This is a genomic window from Phycisphaerae bacterium, from assembly GCA_035384605.1.
Lineage (GTDB): Bacteria > Planctomycetota > Phycisphaerae > UBA1845 > PWPN01 > JAUCQB01.
This window is the reverse complement of the sequence record DAOOIV010000013.1, coordinates 32,947-52,205: the sequence shown is the minus strand read 5'-3', so window position 1 is coordinate 52,205 and position 19,259 is coordinate 32,947. Positions and strand designations below refer to the sequence as shown.

The following is a 19,259-nucleotide window of genomic DNA, read 5'->3' as shown; positions in this document are numbered from 1 at the left end:
GGTGAGGAGATGAGACATGTCGAGATTCCCGTTTCGCCTTCCGAGCAAGGTTTCTCTCGAGGGACTGCAATCTGAGTTGAGCAACCTCGTCGAGCGATGGTGGCACTGCGGCGTAAACACCGGGCCCCTGGACGGGCAGGACTGGGCCCCGCCGGTGGAACTGACCGAAGATGCCGACTGCTATCGCGTGACCCTTGAATTGCCCGGCGTACCGCGCTCGTCAATCGATGTGACGGCCGTCGGCACGACACTGCAGATCGTCGGCGACAAGCTTTCGGCCACCGCTTCGGACAGCGCCTCGGCTCCAAAGGTGATCTACAGTGAGCGACGATACGGCGGTTTCAAACGCCTGGTCAATATGCCCGGACCGGTGCGGATCAACGAGGTCGCCGCTGTCCTGACCGATGGCGTGCTGACCGTCACACTGCCCAAAGCCACGGGGACGGGGCCCCAAGATGTACGGATCCCGATCCGAACGCCTGATGAGGCTCCGCCGACGACCTGAGACTGCTCCAGGGCGGACTGCCTTTTTGCGGGCCGTGACCCCAAAGCGCACTGTGACGCGGAAACATGCGCGCAAGACGGGCACCAGTTGCGACGGAAGAGACGAATCGTTGAGGCCGACGGAATGCAGCGAAGAAGGAAGTTCGTTTGTGGTTGCCTGTCGGCGGCCGTGTTGTTGACAGCCTCGGCAGCCGGATCGGCCGATGTTCGCGAGGACCACCGCGCTTGGCTGATCAGGAATTTCGACGAGCAGGCACATGCCATTCTGCGAGCCAGTACGACACAGCCGGCCGACAATGCCGCCGGGGGAATCGCCTGGGGCGACAGTTACGTGATGTCGGCACTCGTCGAGATGCTCGCCGCCACGGGAGACGAGCGATACGCGGAGATGTTCGTTCGACTCGCCGACCATGTTCTCAAGGCGCGTGACGACCAACACGATCGCCGTGATGAGTATCGCGGAACGGTCAAACCGGCCTGGGGATCCAGCAAATACAGCGACGGCAGATGGCACGTGTGGGCGGTCCACACCGGGATGATCTGCGAACCGCTGGCTCGATTCGCGGCGGTCGTGCGAAAGAACCCGAGGCTGAACAGGGGGTACGCCGCCAAGGCAAACGAATACCTTGCCGCCGCCCAACAGGCGGTGGCGGTTCATGAGCCCGACTACCGGCCCGGTCCCGCGAAGGATGAGGCGCATTTGTACGGTGCGGTTCACCGGACCCACTTGCCGCTCAACATGCAGAACGCGCTGGCTCGCGCATGGATCTACATCGACGACGCGACCGGAAAACCCGATCATCGCGAGCTTATCGAGCGGCTGGCGAGATTCTTCAAGAATCGTCTGCGGGTCGAACCGGACGGGGCCCTGGCCTGGGAGTATCGCCCACCCCTTGACGGTTCAGGCACCAAGTTCGAGGATGTGTCCCACGCCGCGATCAACGCTGACTTCATCGTGCTCTGTTACGAGCGCGGCATCGTCTTTGACAAGCGGGACATCGACGGCCTGGAGAAAACCCTGCTGACCAGGGTGATCCGGCCGGACGGTTCGGTCGCCGACCATATCGGTGGACAAAGCGGCGTGAACGCGCACAAAGCACAGGTCATGCGGTGGGCCCGTCTGGCGATCTATTGCCCTGCGGTTCGGGATCGTCTTATCCGGCTTCGCCGCGTTGAGCCGTCGAGCGGCGGCGGCGACATGCTGGGACTGGCGTTGCTGACGGCGGCAAGCAGTAACACGGCAACCCAGCACCCCGCCTACGGGCAAAACACGCCTTGAGGAAGGAATTCTCGATCGAGCGGAGAATCGCGGCCGCAAGTTGAGCGAAGCGAATCCCACCGTGGCGGGCCGGTCCACGCTCGTTGAAGACCGAGGGGATAAACCCCTCGGCTCGTCAAGAATTGCCGCTGCAAGCCGCTCCTGCTGAACCTCGCCACGGCGAGTCTCGCCTTCGGCGGACCTGAACCCCGAACTCTGAACCCTTAACGTCGGTGCTTCTTTCGGCGTCTGCGCTTCTCTTTTTGGGTCTCGCGGCGCTTTTTGAAAGTTGAGCCGGCCTTGATCTTGGGGATGATGCCGCTGGCAGCCATCTTGGCGATGTGGCCCACCGATCGCATGCGATCAAGCATGCTCATGCCGCTCATGACCTTCATCATGTCGCGGACCTGGGCAAAGCTCTTGATCAATGCAGAGACGTCCTTGGGGTCGGTCCCGCTGCCGGCGGCGATACGGCGGCGGCGCGAGGCCTCGATGATGCTCGGATCCCGACGCTCCTTGGGGGTCATCGAGTGGATGATGGCTTCGTAGCGATCCAGCTCCGAATCGTCGACTTCCATGTCGGGCATCTGGGTGCTCAAGCCCGGAACCATCTTCATGAGATCCTTCATGGACCCCATGGATTTCATCTTCTTGAGCTGGCCGAGGAAATCCTCCAGGTTCAAGCCGGTGGCCATCTTCCTTTGAAGCCTGGCGGCCTCCTGAGCATCGTATTGCTGCTGGGCCTTCTCGACCAGGCTGACGATGTCGCCCATGCCCAGGATGCGCCCGGCGATTCGCTCCGCGTGAAACTCCTCCAGCGCCTCCAGCTTTTCGCCCACGCCGATGAACTTGATGGGTTTGCCGGTGATCGTCTTGGCGGACAGGGCGGCGCCGCCGCGGGTGTCCGAATCGAACTTGGTCAGGATCAGACCGTCGAGTTCCAGCCGCTCATTGAAATGCCGTGCGGTGTTCACCGCATCCTGGCCGGTCATCGCGTCGATAACGAGGTAGACTTGGTGCGGGGTCGTCGCCTGCTCGATCTGGGCAATCTCGGTCATCAATTCCTCGTCGATCGCCAGACGGCCGGCGGTGTCGAGGATAACCACGTCACGGTCGGTCTTGCGGGCCTCGATGATGCTGTTGCGGCAGACCTTAACAGGATGGGCATGATCCCGTTCGGTGTAGACGGGCGCACCCACTTGGCCGCCGATGACTTCGAGTTGGTCGATAGCCGCGGGACGCTTCAAGTCGGCGGCGACGAGCAAGGGGCGTTTGCCGCGGGCCATGACGTACTTGGCCAGCTTGCCGCAGGTCGTTGTCTTGCCGCAACCCTGAAGGCCGGCCATCAGAATGACAGTGGGACCGGGAGTCACAAAGGGGATGCGCGGATCAACCGGCCCCATGAGGCTGACCAGCTCGTCATGGACGATCTTGACCAGCACCTGATCGGGTTTGAGCGAAGAGATGACCTGAGCACCGATGGCCTTGGCCTGTACCTCATCGCAGAACTTGCGCACCACCTGGACGTGGACGTCCGCCTCCAGCAACGCCGTCCGAACCATGCGCATGGCCTCGGCGACGTTGGCCTCGGTGATCTTGCCGCGTCCGCGAAGGTTCTGAAACACCTCGCTGAATCGTTGTGTCAGAGCTTCAAACATGGGGAATATGATAGACGGGCGCGGCGGCGGTGACAAACCGTCAGCCGTCACGCCCTGCGACAGATGGCGGCTGGTTCACGGCTGGACGGCTGCTCGGCCGGCGAGATTCGTCAACAAGACGAACCCGCCACAGCAACTGAAAGCGACACAGATGATGCAGGCGGCGATAGCCATTCCGCGACGGGGCTGCTGCCATAGGAGAGTACGAATGGCCAACACCAGGCCGCCGATGCCGCACAGAGTGCCGACGACCGCCGCCGCCGTGGCCAACGGCGAATGGGGCAACTGCCCGCTGGCAATCATGTTAGAGTAGACCTTCGCAAGCTCTTCCTGGGTCGCATTGGGACCGGCCTTCTCGGTCAGGACCCGCGCCAGATTCCCGAGCCAGACCAGCGAAGCGAAGATCGACAGCAAGGCACTGGTGATCGCCATGGTGAGCGCCCAGGGAGCGGCGCTGGCGGCTTGCGCAGGCGAGCGGACGGGATATCCAGACGCAGGCACCACCGGCTCGGGCGACTCGCGAAGAGGGCTAGCCATGGGGATCTGATCAGAAGGCCAGGAACTGACGGCCGGAGCGGTGATGACCTTGCGGCAATAGGGACAGCCGACAGACTGGCCGGCCCATTCATCGTCGACCTCGATAGGCTGGCGGCAGGATGGACATGCAAAACGAATCGCCATGCGAGCACTTCCTGTTGGCACGGAGCGTTGGCACCGACGAACCCGGCACCACCCGCCCACGCAGAGCAAACATCATAAACCGGAAACGCGAAAGCCACAAATGCGGCCCGGCCAACGTGAAACGCCGTGGACACGCCTGAGATCATGCCCAGTCTTTCCAGGAGATCACCGAAACATCCTGGCGTGTGTATGACTCGTCGCCGCCGTAGACGAGAACAGCCCGCGCGTCCAGGCATCCGGTAGTGGCCTTCCATTGCGTCAGATCCCTCAAGAAATCCGATGCAACCGTCTGGCCGGACTTGGCCTCAACGACCACGAGGGTTCCTGGCAAGTCGATGAGCAGATCAACCTCACGCCCGTTCGAGTCTTGCCAGAAGTAGACGTCGGGGACCTGGCCGTGGTTGTGAAACAACTTGAGGACTTCCGAAACCACCCAGGTTTCGAACACCGGGCCGCGGCTGGCGTGGAAGCTGAGTTCCTCGGGATTCCGGATTCGCAGCAGGTAACAGAGCAGCCCCGTGTCGACGAAGTACAGTCTGGGTGACTTGATGATCCGCTTGCCGAAATTGCGGTGATACGGCCTCAGAAGAAAGACCACGAAGCTCGCTTCGAGAATCGATAACCATCGTCGGGCGGTTGTGTGTGAAACCCCCGCATCAGAGGCCAAGCCGGACAGTTCCAGGATTTGTCCTGAACGGCCCGCACAGAGCAAGATGCTCGTCAGTCCGGGCAGTCTTGGATCGGCGGCGAGTTGGGACCGCTGAGACAGCCCAGGAAGACGGCGAGGTCCTCTGAGTCGACATCCGTATCGCCGTCCAGCTTCGCATCTTGGCAGTCAGGGTCGTTCTGTGTGACGGCGGTGCCGCTGAGACATGCCTGGAAGTGACCGAAGTCGCCCTGATCCACGTCGCCGTCCGTCGGCGACGTTGAAGACCGGGTTGTGAGCCCAAGCCGGTTTGAGCGTGAAGGTGAGCGTGACGGTGCGAGCGCCGGTGGCCCCGGTGGCGGCACCTGCCGTGGACACCGAGCAGCCCAGCGGCGTGATGTAGGTCGTGCCGCCCCACGTGTCGGTGCGATAAGCCCATCGCCCGCCTCCGGTTGCGTCCGCGAAAACCCAGGACCCGCCGTAGTTGGTGATGTCCGCGTCAGTCGCGCCCCACGCCATGTAGCCGCGGCCGTTGTTCGTGTCCGGCCCGGACTCGGTCATATTGAAGAGGATGCGGACGCTGGTGATGTCGTTGTAGCCCGCCACACTGCTGGCCGTGAGTGTCACTGTGTACTGCGTCGTGTCGTCGGCGACCAGCACCGAGGAACTGAGTACTGGCAGACTGGAGATACTGACCTTACTGGCAAAGGCAGGAAGAACAGAACCTGTCGTCAGAAAGAGAACTGCGATGTCGACAAGAAGATGAGGGCAACGGGAACCCATGTTCTTTCCCCTGCAATCGAGGAATTACCTTTTCCGCATGAGATGCGACTGTACGTATTCTGGCAAATGAGCCAACGCGAATCAACCACAATGATCGCCTGTCCGGTAACAAGGTTGTCGCTGACGGAGGCGAGGTTAGACTCAGGGGGCTTCGGGTCGGTCTGCAGGTTCTTCCGTGTGAACGACTTGCTGCCCACCGAGGAACCGGCAAGGCGGGTTCAATCGCTCATTTCCGGTGAGCAGGCAGGAGTTGGTCGATGAAGAAAGATTCGCAGGTCACGCGTCGCGATCTTATGGAAAAGGCCGTGGCCATGGGCGGCATGGCGGCGGGGGTTGGCGCTTCGCAGGCCGCGCAAGCCGCCGAGGACGATCAAGACAGGTTGGCAGGCGATGCGGCCGTCAACCGGAAGATCGAGGGCATGGAATCGGACTGCCCGCTGGTCATCAGCGGCGTCATTCCGCGGTTGGGGGTCAGCGCCGGCCTCAACGGCCCGCGCAGCGAATCGGGAATCGGGGCACTCATGCCCTGGGCCGACCGGTTGTGGTTTGTCACCTACACCGCGCACACTTCCACCACCGGCAGCGGAACGGGGCTGTTCTATGTGGACGAGCACATGCGGGTCCACAAGCACCCGGCCTCGGTGGTCGGGACATACGCCAATCGCTTCGTGCATGCCGAGTCGGAGCAGATGATCGTCGGGCCTCACGTCATCGACACCGACAACAAGGTTCGCACGATCGAGGCGCTCACCGACTACCGGCTCACCGCGACCATGCGGCATCTGAAAGACCCGGCCAACAAGGTTTACGTCCTCGGCATGGAATCGCACTTCTTCGAGGTGGACATCCGGACGCTCAAGACCGAGCTGCTGTTCACACTCAACAAGAACCTCAAGCTGCCGGATGGCTTCAAGCCTCATTACAAGGGCGGCTTCACCGCCGGCGACCGAGTCATCGTCGCCAACAACACCTACCACGAGCGCGACGAAACCGAGGGCGTCTCGACGGGGGGCCGCCTGGCCGAATGGAAGGGCCGGGGCGAGTGGGACATCATCGAGAGCACGGCGTTCAACGATGTCGCGGGCACGCCCATGGGCGATCACGCGAACGCCTTCGCGACGGGCTGGGACCGGGCGTCAGTTATGCTCTGCGTATTGAACCGGGGGAAATGGTCCAGGTACCGCCTGCCGAAGGGTAGCCACACGCACGATCAGGCATGGTACACCGAGTGGCCTCGGATTCGCGAGGTGGAAACCGAACGGTTCCTCATGGACATGCACGGGTTGTTCTATGAACTGCCGCGCCTGGCCTACGGCGGGCAGGTCCACGGCGTCACGCCCATCTGTCGGCACATGCGGATCGTGCCTGATTTCTGCTCGTGGCGCGGCCTGCTGGTGCTGGCGGGCAACCAGGTCACGGCCTGCACCGGCAACGCTCACCTGGTCGGCGAGCCGCAGTCAAACCTGTGGTTCGGGAAGACTGACGATCTGTGGGGCTTCGGCAAGCCGCAGGGCTGGGGCGGGCCGTGGCGGGATACGCCGATCCAGCCGGGCCAACCCTCGGACCCATATCTGATGACCGGCTTCGAGCACAAGTGCCTGCATGTGGCGCACCGGGCGGCCGAACCCGTAGACTTCGTCGTCGAGGTCGACTTCCTGGGTAACGGCACGTGGGCTCCGTATGTGCAATTGAGGGTCGATGCCGCCGGGTACGCCTGTCACGAGTTCCCGGCCGGCTTCAGCGCCCATTGGGTGAGACTGCGAGCCGACCGGCCGTGCGTGGCAACGGCCCAGTTCGTGTACACCTGATGCTTCCGCGCTGAGTCCAGAGTACGCCCCTCCCTGCGAGGGTGCCCTGCTGCGCCTTGCCATTCATGCCCGTCGTTCCACCTCTTCGATCCCAGTCGCCTCAGAAGATCGCCGACTGCCGCATGTCCACCTTCTGCCGCGGCAACAGCAACGCTCTTGCCACTGTTGTCACAGGCATTCGCATCGGTACCCTTTGCTGCTATGACTTCCAAAACCTTCTCTAAACTCTTGCGTACGGCAAACTACAGAGGCATACAGCCGTCTGAATCCTTTCCGTCGCAATCGTGCCCGTACCAAAGCAGCAACTCGACCATCTGTCTGGAGTCACCCGCAACACCCGGTGGAGTCGTACGGTTATGAGAATCGCATCTGTTGACATCTTTTCAGATCCGGGGGTCGAACGCCGCGCCGCTTGTCAAGGCAATTGCCCTTGGTGAGGATGCCCGATGTCGACGGTATGATGGTCCGCTTGCCGGCGCATGGTTGGGGTGTGAGGAAACCAGCAACTGAAGGCGGCAAACTCGCCGTCAGCCCTCACCCAGAGTACCATGTGCCGGTAATTGGGTATCGGGCAGTAGGCCGGCAGACGGCCCGGGCGTCGCTGTCAGGCCTCGGCCGGCACGTATACCAAGGCCGCATCGTTTTACGGCTTCTGGAGCAGCAGCCGAGCCGCCGCCCAATTGAGGACGCGACAAATCAAGCCGCAAGGAACACACGAGCTCGTGGTGGCATAAGCTGAAGGGTAGGATAGGGGTATATGGAAGTCAGGAAAAGGAGCTGTGTCCCCTCTGTACTGCTGGGTAGCGACATCGTTGGACGGGCTGCAGCCGTAGCGATGATGTTGTGCTGCATCGCAGCCGCGGGGGGTGAGCGCGGAACGCAAGTCAGCGGCTATAGCAGGCACGTGTTCGACGTGCGGGATTTCGGCGCCAAGGGCGATGGCCAGACGCTGGACACAGCGGCGGTCCAGGCGGCCGTCGATGCCTGCGCGGATGCTTCGGGCGGGATCGTGTACGTGCCGGCCGGCCGATACCTGTGCGGAACGGTGTTCCTGAAGTCAAACGTCACCCTGGAACTGGCCCCGCAAGCCGTGCTGCTGGGCAGCGGGCGACTGGCGGACTACTCCGACAAGACAAAAGGGCCTGAGTACTACCCGTTCTTCAACAAGTGCCTGCTCTACGCCGAAAAGGCATCCAAGATCTGTCTGAGAGGAATCGGGACCATCAACGGGCAAGGGCATCTGTACCCTCCCGGCGACACCACGCATCGTCCCATGCTCGTGCGGTTCGTCAATTGTCAGGATATCACCGTTGACGGCCTGTGCTTCCAGGCCTCGGGCTCGTGGTGCTCGCAGTACATCGACTGTGCGGACATCCGCATCACCGGGCTTGTGATCAACAACCGGGCGAACCTGAACAACGATGGCATCGACCTGGAGAATTGCCGCAACGTCACGATCTCGGATTGCCGCCTCGACTGCGAGGACGACGCGATCGCACTCAAGGGCTCGGCGATGGATGTCGCGATCACCAACTGCCTGATCAGCAGCTACTGTGCGGCCTTCCGCATCGGCCCGGAGTCGGACGGCCCGTTCAAGAATATCGCCATGTCGAACTGCGTGATTCGCGACACGTTCCACAACGGGATCAAAATCCAAATGGTGGAAGGTGGCTCGTTGGACAACGTCGTGTTCTCGAACCTGGTGATGGACAACGTGACCGGTCCGATCTCGATCCGGCTGGCACAGTGGTTGGGTTACCTGGGGGCCAGGCAGCAGGCCGAGCACAAGGTGGACAAGCGTGTGGCACCGCCGCCGGTGGGCACCTTGCGGAACGTTATCATCAGCAACGTGACGGCTCGTGTTCCCGAGAGCCCGCCGCCACTTGTCCTGGGCGGCGTGACCAGCGAGCCGTCCGCCAAGACGCGGCGCTCCTGCATTTCGATCACCGGCTTGCCGGGCCATCCGCCGGAGAACGTCGTGCTGAGCAACGTGCGGATCGTGTTCGCCGGCGGCGGTACGGCAAGCGAAGCTGCCCGCCGGGACATCCCGGAGCTGGAGGACGAGTACCCTGAGTACTACATGTTCGGGACGCTCCCGGCTTACGGACTGTACGCCCGACATGCCCGCGGGCTGGTGTTGCGGGGCGTGCGATTTGAACTGGAGCAGGCCGATCATCGCCCGGCTGTTGTGTGCGACGACGTCGAAGACCTGGAACTGGACGGCTTTCGCGCGGCGGGCAAGGGCGTTGATGAACTGATTCGCCTGATCCAGACGAAGCAGGCGTTTATCCACGGCTGCAGCGTCTCGGACCCGGTCAGGACGTTCGTGCGTCTGGAAGGCGAGCAAAGCGGCGGGATCGTTCTGACGGCCAACAACGTACGCCATGCCGACCAGGTTGTTGAACGGGCACCGGACGTGCAGCCATCCGCAGTCCGCCAGGAACCTTAGGCAAAACGGCTCAAGCATCGCACTTCCAGCGGAGTACGAGCATGTCCACGCAAAGCCGTGGGCATGGTGCCCGACACAACCTGCTGAGACGGGCTGGAAGACCGACGGGATGAACCCCTCGGCTCGTCAAGGCAGCGATCGGCCAAGTACCGATAAATCGGCTATAATAGTAAAGGATGCCTGTTTGAACTCCGTTTGCCCTCAGCCTTGTGCCGATACCAGGAGGGTATCACAGGCTACCGGCGCCGCCGAGAGGTGGAACATGAGAGGAATGTCTTATGCATCCGTTTTGCCGGCGCTGCTGCTGTCCGCAGGGAGCGCGATGGGTCAATCGACCGTCGCCCAGCAGAACAGCACCGCCAATCAAGTGCCCCAGGGCTTGCAGCGGTATGATCAACGGTGGCAGAACGTGGGCAGTGGGTATAGCTCGCTCGGCCTGGAAAGCGTGCCACATTCACTGGACCTGCGTTTTCCCCAGAGCACGGGTGTGACTCGGCCCAGCTATGGGTATCGACCCGAGCCGCTGCGCACGTACGTTCCATCAAGCAACATTTCGCGAAGCCCGCTACAAGACCGGTTCGCCCTGCCAAGAACTATGCAGCCGGCATCCGGGTTGACGCAGCCGCCGGCGGGCCAGACGCGTTTCATGGTGGATTACGCCGCCCCGGCAGCGGCTTCCCAGCAGGGACGGCCTGGGAGTCCGGTTATTGAGCCGATGAGCCCGATCCAGATCAACCCCGTGAGTCCTGCCGGGCCGTTGGATCAAAGCCTGACTCCTTATCGGCAGATGCCGATGGGCGGCAGCGGATCTCAAACGCTTCAGCTCCCGCGTTTGCCCTGGGAAGGCACAGCCGAGCCGGCCCCTGTGACGGCTGCGCCGCAATCCGGTACCAAGCTGCTTGCACCGACGCCACCGTTGGCGCTGCCACGCAGCCGAGAAGACGGCCTCAGATTGCTGCCGGAAGGCACCGAATCTCCGCTGGATCTGATTCTACAGGGCGGCCCCGGGCGGTCTGTTGAACGGCGAGCCGAGGCCCCGGGAGGCAGCCTCCTCCGCCCGATCACAACGCCGCCCGAAGCGGCCCGACCGCCGGTTGCGGGCGGCGATCAGACGCCGGTCGCGACGCCGGTTGCCCGCCAACCGGAAATCGCGACGGCCGCAACGCTCGAGGCAGCCGCCGGCAAACACCTCGAGATAGCCGCAGCCCATCTCAAGGCGGGTGAGTACGCGAAAGCGGCCACGAGCTACGACCTGGCCCGCGTTGTCGCCCCCAAGAGCCCGGTTCCGCTTCTGGGACGCGCCGTCGCGCAACTGGCCACCCGCGAGTACAGCAGCAGTGCGAACAGTCTGTTGCTGGCCGTGGAATTGTCGCCGGACCCGGCCACGTTCCGGCAGGATTTCAACAGCCTGCTGCCCGACGTCGCGATGGTCAAGGAGAGAATCAAGGAACTCCAGGCCGACCTCGCTCGCTTTGACGATTTCCGTCTTCGCTTTCTGCTGGGCTACGCCAAGTATTGCAGCGGCGACGAGACCGCGGGCATGACCGATATGACCCAAGCGGTGCACAAGATGCCCCCCGAACGCGCGGCACCCCGCAGGCTTCTGGAGGCTCTCCGGAAAGACCAGTTGAGCCGGTCGGCCACGACGACCGCGCCGGCCGCGGAGCGATGACCCTCGTTTTGACACTGAATACTGCCGGGATGTGCGGTTGGCGTCTGCCGCACGGGCATTGGGGCTGAATGACATGGTGATTTCGCAGGTTTCAACGGGGCCGCCGCTCGACGATTCGCGCATTCGCTCGCTTATCGAGGAGCTACTCGAAGCGCGTTCGCTCGATGGGCGGCGGGTTCTGGCGATTATCCCCGACCACACGCGCAGCGGGCCGACGGGCACCTTTTTCCGGCTGATTTCCGAGATGCTCGGGCGGCGGGCCAGGCAACTCGACTTCCTGATCGCTCTGGGCACGCACGCCCCCATGCCGGACGAAAAGATCGCCGAATTGCTACAGGTAAGCACGGCGGACCGGCTGGCGAAGTTCACGAAGATCGGGGTATACAATCATCGCTGGAACGATCCGTCGGTCCTCAAACAGGTGGGTACGCTGAACCGGCGCAAGGTTGAGGAGCTATCCGACGGGATGCTCAGCCTGGACGTCCCGGTGCTGCTGAACAAGATGGTTTTCGACTACGACCACCTGTTGATCTGCGGGCCGATCTTCCCGCACGAGGTCGTCGGGTTTTCGGGCGGACACAAGTACTTGTTTCCCGGCATCGCCGCCCCGCAAATCATCAACTTCACCCACTGGCTCGGGGCCTTGATCACCAACCCGGTCATCAACGGCACGCGAAACACGCCGGTGCGGTCGGCCATCGAGGCCGCCGCTGACATGGTACCGATCGAACGCAGCCTGATCGGCTACGTCGTCGAGGGACACGAGGCCCGGGGCGTGTTTGCCGGGCCGGTCCGGGAGGCATGGCACGCGGCCACGGAGCTGTCGGAAGAACTGCAGATCGTTTACCGCGATAAGCCCTACCATACGGTGCTGTCGTGCGCGCCGAGAATGTACGACGACATTTGGACGGCCGGCAAGTGCATGTACAAGCTCGAACCGGTGGTGGCCGACGGCGGCACGCTCATTATTTACGCGCCGCACATCGACGAAGTCTCATACTCCCACGGCCAGGTGCTCGACCAGGTCGGCTACCACGTTCGCGACTACTTCGTGAAGCAGTGGGACCGGTTCAAGGACTTTCCCTGGGGGGTGCTCGCACACAGCACGCACGTCAAAGGGGTCGGCCGATACGAGAGCGGGAAGGAGTGGCCGCGGGTGAATGTCGTCCTGGCCACCCGCATCCCGGAGGAACGCTGCCGGCGGATCAACCTCGGATACCTGAACCCGGATTCGATCAACCCGGCCGACTACGCAGGACGCGAGGACGAAGGGGTGCTGTATCTGCCCAAGGCCGGCGAAATCCTGTATCGGCTGAGGGATATGAGCAAGTTCGGGAAATAGGGTCCTGGGTTCGGGGTTCAGCGGTCAGTGAAGATGGCCGCTCGGGTGAAATAAAGCGATGCGACCCGTGACCACGCTTCTGGAGGTACCCTCTATGCTCGCTATGCTGTATCAGGCAGTGTCGGGCCACAATTGGCCGAGTCCCGATCAGCTCGCAATCCTCGGGGCCTTTTCCATACCGATCGTGGTTGTTGCCGGCGGGCTCTGGTACAAGATCCGCAAGACCCTCTCCGAGAATGACCTCAAGCGGACAATGGTCGAACGCGGGATGTCGGCCGAGGAGATCGAGCGGGTTCTAGCCGCCCACACGCCGGATCGCCAAGGGTGACGCCATCAGTCGTTTCCACTCCCGCTTTCGCGGAGCCCTGAACCCCGATGCCTGAAGCCTGGCTACATCAGCCACCGCTCCGGCGTCAATCCCTGGTACATCTCGACGTCCGCCTGGATCTCCTCCCTGCGCGGATCGCGTTGCGTGTTGCAGAACACCGTGATGGCGGCATCCTGGGAAACGACGAAGGCGATGGCTCCGGCCACGGCCTGGCAGAAATGGTAGGCCGAGCGGTGGCGCATGCCGTAGTCCAGCAGCGGCCTCGGTGGCGGAATGCCGACCGGATCGGGATGTCGGCCGAAGTGGATCACCTCGTCGGTCGTCGCAGGTGAACTCAAGGTGATCTCCGCGCCGAAACCAATGATGTGCAAATCACGATTCAGCACCACCGCGCCGTCGACAGAGCTGAGCGCAGCGAGCAGGTTCTGTGTCCGGACGAGGCCCCGCTGCAGGCAGTGGGCGTCATCGAGAGCAGTGGTTTCGATCTCTTTGCCCGCATACAAATGGTGTGAAAGCTTCGGTTCGACGGTCATCCGAGCTTGGAGAGTCTCGACCAAGACGTTGGAATCCAGCCGGTATTTGATTCGCAGCGGCAGATCACGCACCGGCACGTCGGGTGCGATCAGGAAGGTTCCTCCGCGGTGTGATTCGCAGACTTCGCTGAGGATGCTCTGCCAGACCTGCCCAAGCAGCGCCGAGGCGATCGTTTGATCGCCCAGCCGGCCTTCGGCGGTCGCTTCACGATACCATTGACGCACGTGCTTGATCCGATGCACCGGAAACGGGCAGCGAATGCGTCCGTGTCGAAGCTCGATAGGAAAGCCGAGCGTCTGCACGAGAATCGACCCCGGCCCAAACACCGAGACCGTCCATTCGTAGTGTTTGACAAACAGTCCGAGCAGGTCTTCCCACCGTGGACGTTTGGGGGACCGCTCGGAAGGCGACAACGTCGGGTCGCGAATGCCCACAATCTCAAGTTGATCGGAGTCGCCCGTGCGGGGGACCACGACGATCGCGCGGTGGGCCGAGTCGACGGTCGGCGCGATCTTGACCAATTCGGTCATGTTGTAGAGCAAGGGCGTGACGAATCGAACCGTCAGCTCCCTGGGCAAATCCGACAGGAAGGCCCGAAACCGAACCGGGCGGCGCTCCTCGGTACGCAGGCTGGCCTGAAAAGCCGGGTTGACGAGGGCTGCGAGTTGAGCCTTCGAGCGAGGACGGAAAACTTCCGCTGGCATTTCCTGGGCGGCGTTGTATTCCGCCCATTCCCAAAGCACGTCGACGAGATGCTCGGGATAGGCTGAGCCGTCGGGGGGGAACTGGTACGTGAATTCCTGGTAGACCCGCGCCATTCGGGTGACTCCGGTTTGTCTGCTCAAGTAAGGATCGGGGCATTCCCTTTGGGCCCGATCAAACGGCCCACGCCGGACTTGGAGGCTCTTGCGAACAGCTCGTCTTCCTGCGCCAGGGGGACGGCCCCGACACTTTTTTCATTGAGCCGACCATGCTTTGACGCATTGCGCGATGCCCTCCTCCAGACCCGTGAAGGGTTCGGTATACCCGGACTCGTGCAGCTCGGACAGATCCGCCTCCGTGAAGCTCTGGTATTTGCCCTCCAGCTCGCGAGGGAACGGGATGTACTCGATTTCACCCCCGCCTCGCAGCTTGATCAGCGTTCGGGCGATGTCGTTGAAACTCCGGCTGCGACCGGTACCCACGTTGAAAATCCCCTTGCGAACCGGCCCCTCGGCGAAAAACAGATTAACCTTGACTACGTCGCCGACGAACACAAAATCTCGCCGCTGCTCGCCGTTGCCATACCCGCCGCTTCCTTCAAACAGACGGGCCTTTCCGGTTTGGGAGAGCTGACGGTAAATCTGGTACACCATCGACGCCATGCGGCCTTTGTGCGCCTCGTTGGGGCCGTAGACGTTGAAGTACCGCAGGCCCACGACGGTACTGCCGGCGGCGGGGAGCACGTGGCGAACATGCTGGTCAAACGCGAGTTTGGAATACCCATAGACGTTGAGCGGCCGCTCGTTGGCGGGGTCGATGCGCGTGACCGGGCTGGCCCCGTACGTGGCCGCACTGGAGGCATAGATAAATGGGACGCGGCAGGTGAGGGCGAACTGAAGCAGGGCCTTGGAGAACGTGAAGTTGTTGTCCATCATATAGCGGCCGTCGGTCTCCATGGTGTCGGTGCAGGCGCCCTGATGGAAGATGGCCTTCACCGCAGCGGTGAACGTGCCCGCGTCGAGTTGTCCGCGAAGCTCGCTGCGGTCCAGGTAGTCGACGATCCGACAGTCGGCCAGGTTGGCGAAGCGCGAGCACTGGGTCAGGTCATCGACCACGGTGATTTCGGTGATCCCCCGGTCGTTGAGGGCCCGCACGATATGGCTGCCGATGAAACCCGCTCCGCCGGTGACCAGATACATGTTACCATCGCTCCCCAGCGCCCGTAAGATCAATCAGCGTCAACTTATCGGTGACGGGGACAAGATGCAAGAAAACCGATGCCTTGAAGCAGCCGCAATCCGGCGAAGGCGTCCAAACCCGTGTCGTACCTACCAGCCTCCGAGCCGCAATGCCGAACCGGCGTACCTCGCAACGATGATGGCCGAGGCTTGGACGCGAACGCAGTGTCGCGGCTGCATCAAGGGTGATTCGTATCGCCGTCTGTGATATGATGCCTCCCGCCGACGTAGGGATTGTGAAACGGCAAAGTGCATTTGCCGGGCTGTTGCCAAAGATACGCGGGGGAAGGACGGACAGCGAAGGGAGAAACCGATCGTGGCAGGCGAAAGCATCAAGATACAGCAGATCAAGGCCCACCGGCAGGAGCCGGTGAACATGCCGGGGGCCAAGGGGGCCCGCATCCGCATCCTCATCGGCCAGGACGACGGGGCATGCAACTTCTGCATGCGGCATTTCGAGGTCGAACCCGGCGGCTGCACCCCGCACCACGAGCATCCGTACGAGCACGAAATCCTGGTCCTCAAGGGTAGCGGTACGGCCAAGACCCCCGCGGGCGACCGGCCGTTCAGGCAGGGCGACGTGATCTTCGTGCCGCCGAACGTCGAGCATGGATTCTGCAACACCGGCAACGAACCGGTGGAGTTTATCTGCCTGATTCCGTCGGAGCAGAACTGTGCGTGTCCGAAGTAACTTGAAGACAGTTGTCAGTCTTCAGTCGTCAGTACTCAGTTCAGACATCCAAACCGGGCTTCTGACTGAAAACTGAGAACTGACCACTGAGAACTCCAATCAGGTCCGGTTGCCTCATGACCAAGTCCGAAGCCGAAAAGAGAATCGCTCGTCTTCGTGACGAGATACGCCTGCACGACTACCGCTACTATGTGCTGGCCGAACCGACGATCTCCGATCTGGAATACGACAAGCTCTTCAAGGAGCTGAAGGATCTTGAGACTCAGTTTCCCGACCTGGTCACGCCCGACTCGCCGACGCAAAGAGTCGGCGGAATGCCGCTGGAGGGTTTTGAACAGGTCACTCACGCCGTTCCGATGTTGTCGATTGACAACACCTATAACGAGGCGGAGCTTCGAGAGTTTGACGCGCGGGTGGCCAAGGGGCTGGGGGGAGAGAAATACGAGTACGTGGTGGACCCGAAGATTGACGGGGTAGCCATTTCGCTGCGATACGAAGAGGGCCGGCTGGTGCAGGCCGCAACGCGGGGTGATGGCGAGCGCGGCGACGACATCACCGCAAACGCCCGGACCATCCGGGCAATCCCCCTGATCCTGACGGCCGACGGCGGCCTGCTCCGCAGGGACATCCCACGGCTGCTCGAGGTTCGAGGTGAGGTATATTGGCCGCTGGACGATTTCAACGCGTTCAACCGCAAGCGTCAGGAGGCCGGCGAGCCGACCTTCGCCAACCCGCGCAATGCCACGGCCGGGACGCTCAAACAACTCGACTCTCGCGTCGTCGCCCAGCGGAAACTCAGCTTTACGGCCCACGGTTTCGGAGAGGTCGACCCGCTGGAGTGTGACACGCAATACGAGCTTTTCCAGGCGTTCAAGGCCTGGGGCATCCCGATCAGTCCGTACATGCGCCGGGCGAAGAACGTCGAAGAGGTGATCGGTATCATCCGGGAGTGGGACCGTAAGCGGGGTTCGCTGGACTATGCCACCGACGGCATGGTGGTCAAGGTCGATCGACTCGACCAGCGCGAGCGACTGGGCGCGACCAGCCGTTCGCCGCGGTGGTGTATCGCCTACAAATATGCAGCCGAGCGGGCCCGGACCAAGCTGCATTCCGTCCGCTTTCAGGTGGGCAAGTTGGGGACCATCACGCCGGTGGCCAACCTTGAGCCGGTGCTCCTGGCGGGAACGACGGTCAAGAGCGCGAGTCTGCACAACTTTGACCAGATCGAGCGGCTGGGCGTGCGCGTCGGCGACATGGTCTACGTTGAGAAGGCCGGCGAGATCATCCCCCAGGTGGTCGGGGTGGATATCGAGGCCCGACCGCCGGATGCGAGAGAAATCAGGCCGCCGGCTAGGTGCCCTGAGTGTGACAGCGAGACCGTCCGGGATGAAGGCGGCGTGTTTTTGCGATGCGTTAATCCGGCGTGCCCCGCGCAGATCAAGGAACGTCTCCGCTATTTCTGCGCCCGCGACCAGATGGACATCGAGGGCGTGGGCGACGTGCTGGCGGGGCAACTCGTCGACAGCGGTCTGGTTCGCGAGTTTGCCGATCTGTACAGGCTCAAGGATTGCCGCGAAGAGTTGATCGCTCTGGAACGAATGGGGGCCAAGAGCGCCGACAATCTGCTGGCCGCCATCGAGAAAAGCAAAGCCAATCCGCTTGCTCGGCTTCTGGCGGCACTCAACATTCAGCACGTCGGCGTGAGCACGGCCATCGATCTTGCCGAGCATTTCGGCTCGATGGACGCGCTGATTGCCGCGTCGCGGGAAGACCTGCAACAAGTGGAAGGCATCGGGCCCGAGCTGGCCGAGAGCATCTACGGTTTCTTGCACAATGAGCAAGGCCGGCGGACCATCGCCCATCTGCGCGACGTGGGAGTCAATATGACCCAGCCGCGCAAGGCGAAACCCGGTTCCCAGCCCTTTGCCGGAAAAACCATCGTCGTCACTGGCACGCTGGAGCACTATGGCCGCAAGGACATCGAGGATTTGATTCGCCAACTGGGGGGCAAGCCCGCCGGATCGGTCAGCAAGAAGACCGATTTTGTTGTCGCCGGCGCCGAGGCCGGCTCCAAGCTCGACAAGGCCCGCGAACTGGGCGTCGAGGTCATCGACGAGACCGAATTCCGCCGCCGGGCAGGCGCTGGGTGACAGCACAGGTCGTTCGGACACAGCGATAAATGACGTAAGTGACTTATTAATAAAGATTTGCAGATCACTGTGGACAGATGAAGATACGTATCGTATAATCCGATATAAGACGAGAAGTATGACGAGAATGATTACAAAATCGTTTCGCATCGATGAGAAGACGGCCCAGGAAGTTAATCGTTTTGCTTCCGGACTAAATTTCTCGCAGGTCATGCACCAAGCCATCGAGGCCTGGCTTCGGGAGCGGCGACGGGAGCATAGGGACCAGTTGGTCCGTCAGTCCTGTCGGGCTCGCAGCAAGGCCGAACTGGCGGAATTCGATGAGATTGCAGAGCAGGCCGGACAGTCAGCCCTTGAGCTCATGAAGGAAGAGTGAGATGGCCAGAATCTGCCGGGGAGATGTCTTCGAGTGGCCTAATGTTTCGGACGATCATCCTATGGGCAGCAAGCGCCGCAAATGGGTGGTAGTCTCTCGCGAGTCATTCAACGAAGACAGTCCTCACATCCTGGCCTGCCCCCTCACAAGCTACCCCCCTCAGCCAATTGACATCAGCGTCCCGAAGACACCGCACAACCGACTCGACCACGATAGCTCGCTAATGGTCTGCAGGATCACCCCGATCAGGAAGACGACCATGGGGCCCGTCATCGCCCATGTGGACCACAGTGAGCTTCAGCCCCTCATCGATCGCCTGGACATGATCGTGGGCGATTGAAGAGGGGCGACCGCATCCCTCATCATTTCTCTCCCTGACCCCAACAACCGCCCGAGTCGCGCGTCTGTTTGAGTGTTCGGTTTGTTGGCAATACCCCGC

Annotated in this window: 17 protein-coding genes; 11 read left to right on the top strand and 6 right to left on the bottom strand. The window is 62.1% G+C overall.

The genetic code is table 11. The annotated features are described in order from the left end of the window. Nucleotides 1-16 precede the first annotated feature (16 nt). A complete protein-coding gene (locus tag PLL20_05415) occupies nt 17-505 on the top strand; it encodes an Hsp20/alpha crystallin family protein (GenBank protein HPD29412.1) in 489 nt (162 codons plus the stop codon). A gap of 123 nt (nt 506-628) precedes the next feature. Continuing rightward, nucleotides 629-1,783 (top strand): hypothetical protein, encoded by a 1,155-nt coding sequence (locus PLL20_05410; protein HPD29411.1) that lies wholly within the window; start codon nt 629-631, stop codon nt 1,781-1,783. A 203-nt stretch (nt 1,784-1,986) separates the two neighbouring features. On the opposite strand, the gene ffh is transcribed toward PLL20_05410, so the two are convergent. The 4 genes from ffh to PLL20_05390 form a co-directional block, all read right to left on the bottom strand. After that, nucleotides 1,987-3,420, bottom strand: a complete 1,434-nt coding sequence (gene ffh / locus PLL20_05405) for a signal recognition particle protein (protein HPD29410.1) — start codon at nt 3,418-3,420, stop codon at nt 1,987-1,989. A gap of 75 nt (nt 3,421-3,495) precedes the next feature. Then, complete coding sequence (locus PLL20_05400; GenBank protein HPD29409.1) at nt 3,496-4,101, bottom strand: hypothetical protein; 606 nt, start codon at nt 4,099-4,101, stop codon at nt 3,496-3,498. A 142-nt stretch (nt 4,102-4,243) separates the two neighbouring features. Further along, nucleotides 4,244-4,768 carry a DUF4143 domain-containing protein gene (locus PLL20_05395; GenBank protein HPD29408.1) on the bottom strand — a complete coding sequence of 175 codons (525 nt, stop codon included), beginning with the start codon at nt 4,766-4,768 and terminating at the stop codon, nt 4,244-4,246. 168 nt (nt 4,769-4,936) lie between these two features. Then, the gene (locus tag PLL20_05390; GenBank protein ID HPD29407.1) at nt 4,937-5,530 is read right to left on the bottom strand and encodes a hypothetical protein; all 594 of its coding nucleotides are present in this window, start codon (nt 5,528-5,530) and stop codon (nt 4,937-4,939) included. Nucleotides 5,531-5,787: 257 nt separating this feature from the next. On the opposite strand from PLL20_05390, the gene PLL20_05385 reads away from it, so the two are divergent. From PLL20_05385 to PLL20_05365, 5 genes are all read left to right on the top strand, one after another. Beyond that, entirely contained in the window at nt 5,788-7,338 is a 1,551-nt protein-coding gene (locus PLL20_05385) for a hypothetical protein (GenBank protein HPD29406.1), read from the top strand. A gap of 757 nt (nt 7,339-8,095) precedes the next feature. Then, nucleotides 8,096-9,787: a glycoside hydrolase family 28 protein gene (locus PLL20_05380; GenBank protein ID HPD29405.1), complete on the top strand. Its 1,692-nt coding sequence runs from the start codon at nt 8,096-8,098 to the stop codon at nt 9,785-9,787. 262 nt (nt 9,788-10,049) lie between these two features. After that, nucleotides 10,050-11,459: a hypothetical protein gene (locus tag PLL20_05375; GenBank protein HPD29404.1), complete on the top strand. Its 1,410-nt coding sequence runs from the start codon at nt 10,050-10,052 to the stop codon at nt 11,457-11,459. A gap of 37 nt (nt 11,460-11,496) precedes the next feature. Beyond that, nucleotides 11,497-12,801, top strand: coding sequence for a lactate racemase domain-containing protein (locus PLL20_05370; GenBank protein HPD29403.1), 1,305 nt, complete (start codon nt 11,497-11,499; stop codon nt 12,799-12,801). 94 nt (nt 12,802-12,895) lie between these two features. Next, the gene (locus PLL20_05365; protein ID HPD29402.1) at nt 12,896-13,129 is read left to right on the top strand and encodes a hypothetical protein; all 234 of its coding nucleotides are present in this window, start codon (nt 12,896-12,898) and stop codon (nt 13,127-13,129) included. Nucleotides 13,130-13,191: 62 nt separating this feature from the next. Here the strand turns inward: PLL20_05365 and PLL20_05360 are convergent, their stop codons facing one another. Then, nucleotides 13,192-14,481, bottom strand: coding sequence for a hypothetical protein (locus PLL20_05360; protein ID HPD29401.1), 1,290 nt, complete (start codon nt 14,479-14,481; stop codon nt 13,192-13,194). A 138-nt stretch (nt 14,482-14,619) separates the two neighbouring features. After that, a complete protein-coding gene (gene rfaD / locus PLL20_05355) occupies nt 14,620-15,564 on the bottom strand; it encodes an ADP-glyceromanno-heptose 6-epimerase (GenBank protein ID HPD29400.1) in 945 nt (314 codons plus the stop codon). A gap of 355 nt (nt 15,565-15,919) precedes the next feature. Here rfaD and PLL20_05350 point away from each other — a divergent pair, with 355 nt between their 5' ends. The 4 genes from PLL20_05350 to PLL20_05335 all read left to right on the top strand — a co-directional run bounded on the left by PLL20_05350 (nt 15,920) and on the right by PLL20_05335 (nt 19,160). Continuing rightward, nucleotides 15,920-16,294: a cupin domain-containing protein gene (locus PLL20_05350; protein HPD29399.1), complete on the top strand. Its 375-nt coding sequence runs from the start codon at nt 15,920-15,922 to the stop codon at nt 16,292-16,294. A 116-nt stretch (nt 16,295-16,410) separates the two neighbouring features. Further along, nucleotides 16,411-18,444, top strand: coding sequence for an NAD-dependent DNA ligase LigA (ligA, locus tag PLL20_05345; GenBank protein ID HPD29398.1), 2,034 nt, complete (start codon nt 16,411-16,413; stop codon nt 18,442-18,444). Nucleotides 18,445-18,571: 127 nt separating this feature from the next. After that, on the top strand, nt 18,572-18,820 hold the full coding sequence (locus PLL20_05340) for a hypothetical protein (GenBank protein ID HPD29397.1): 249 nt from the start codon (nt 18,572-18,574) through the stop codon (nt 18,818-18,820). Between the two features lies 1 nt (nt 18,821). Continuing rightward, nucleotides 18,822-19,160 (top strand): type II toxin-antitoxin system PemK/MazF family toxin, encoded by a 339-nt coding sequence (locus tag PLL20_05335; protein ID HPD29396.1) that lies wholly within the window; start codon nt 18,822-18,824, stop codon nt 19,158-19,160. Nucleotides 19,161-19,259 lie beyond the last annotated feature (99 nt).

What these genes read in the sequence shown, in the direction of transcription:
- PLL20_05385 (HPD29406.1), top strand. Translation starts at nt 5,788, where the DNA reads ATGAAGAAAGATTCGCAGGTCACGCGTCGCGATCTTATGGAAAAGGCC.
- PLL20_05390 (HPD29407.1), bottom strand. Translation starts at nt 5,530, where the DNA reads ATGGGTTCCCGTTGCCCTCATCTTCTTGTCGACATCGCAGTTCTCTTT.
- PLL20_05340 (HPD29397.1), top strand. Translation starts at nt 18,572, where the DNA reads ATGATTACAAAATCGTTTCGCATCGATGAGAAGACGGCCCAGGAAGTT.
- ffh (HPD29410.1), bottom strand. Translation starts at nt 3,420, where the DNA reads ATGTTTGAAGCTCTGACACAACGATTCAGCGAGGTGTTTCAGAACCTT.
- ligA (HPD29398.1), top strand. Translation starts at nt 16,411, where the DNA reads ATGACCAAGTCCGAAGCCGAAAAGAGAATCGCTCGTCTTCGTGACGAG.
- PLL20_05380 (HPD29405.1), top strand. Translation starts at nt 8,096, where the DNA reads ATGGAAGTCAGGAAAAGGAGCTGTGTCCCCTCTGTACTGCTGGGTAGC.
- PLL20_05375 (HPD29404.1), top strand. Translation starts at nt 10,050, where the DNA reads ATGAGAGGAATGTCTTATGCATCCGTTTTGCCGGCGCTGCTGCTGTCC.
- PLL20_05360 (HPD29401.1), bottom strand. Translation starts at nt 14,481, where the DNA reads ATGGCGCGGGTCTACCAGGAATTCACGTACCAGTTCCCCCCCGACGGC.
- rfaD (HPD29400.1), bottom strand. Translation starts at nt 15,564, where the DNA reads ATGTATCTGGTCACCGGCGGAGCGGGTTTCATCGGCAGCCATATCGTG.
- PLL20_05365 (HPD29402.1), top strand. Translation starts at nt 12,896, where the DNA reads ATGCTCGCTATGCTGTATCAGGCAGTGTCGGGCCACAATTGGCCGAGT.
- PLL20_05410 (HPD29411.1), top strand. Translation starts at nt 629, where the DNA reads ATGCAGCGAAGAAGGAAGTTCGTTTGTGGTTGCCTGTCGGCGGCCGTG.
- PLL20_05335 (HPD29396.1), top strand. Translation starts at nt 18,822, where the DNA reads ATGGCCAGAATCTGCCGGGGAGATGTCTTCGAGTGGCCTAATGTTTCG.
- PLL20_05400 (HPD29409.1), bottom strand. Translation starts at nt 4,101, where the DNA reads ATGGCGATTCGTTTTGCATGTCCATCCTGCCGCCAGCCTATCGAGGTC.
- PLL20_05415 (HPD29412.1), top strand. Translation starts at nt 17, where the DNA reads ATGTCGAGATTCCCGTTTCGCCTTCCGAGCAAGGTTTCTCTCGAGGGA.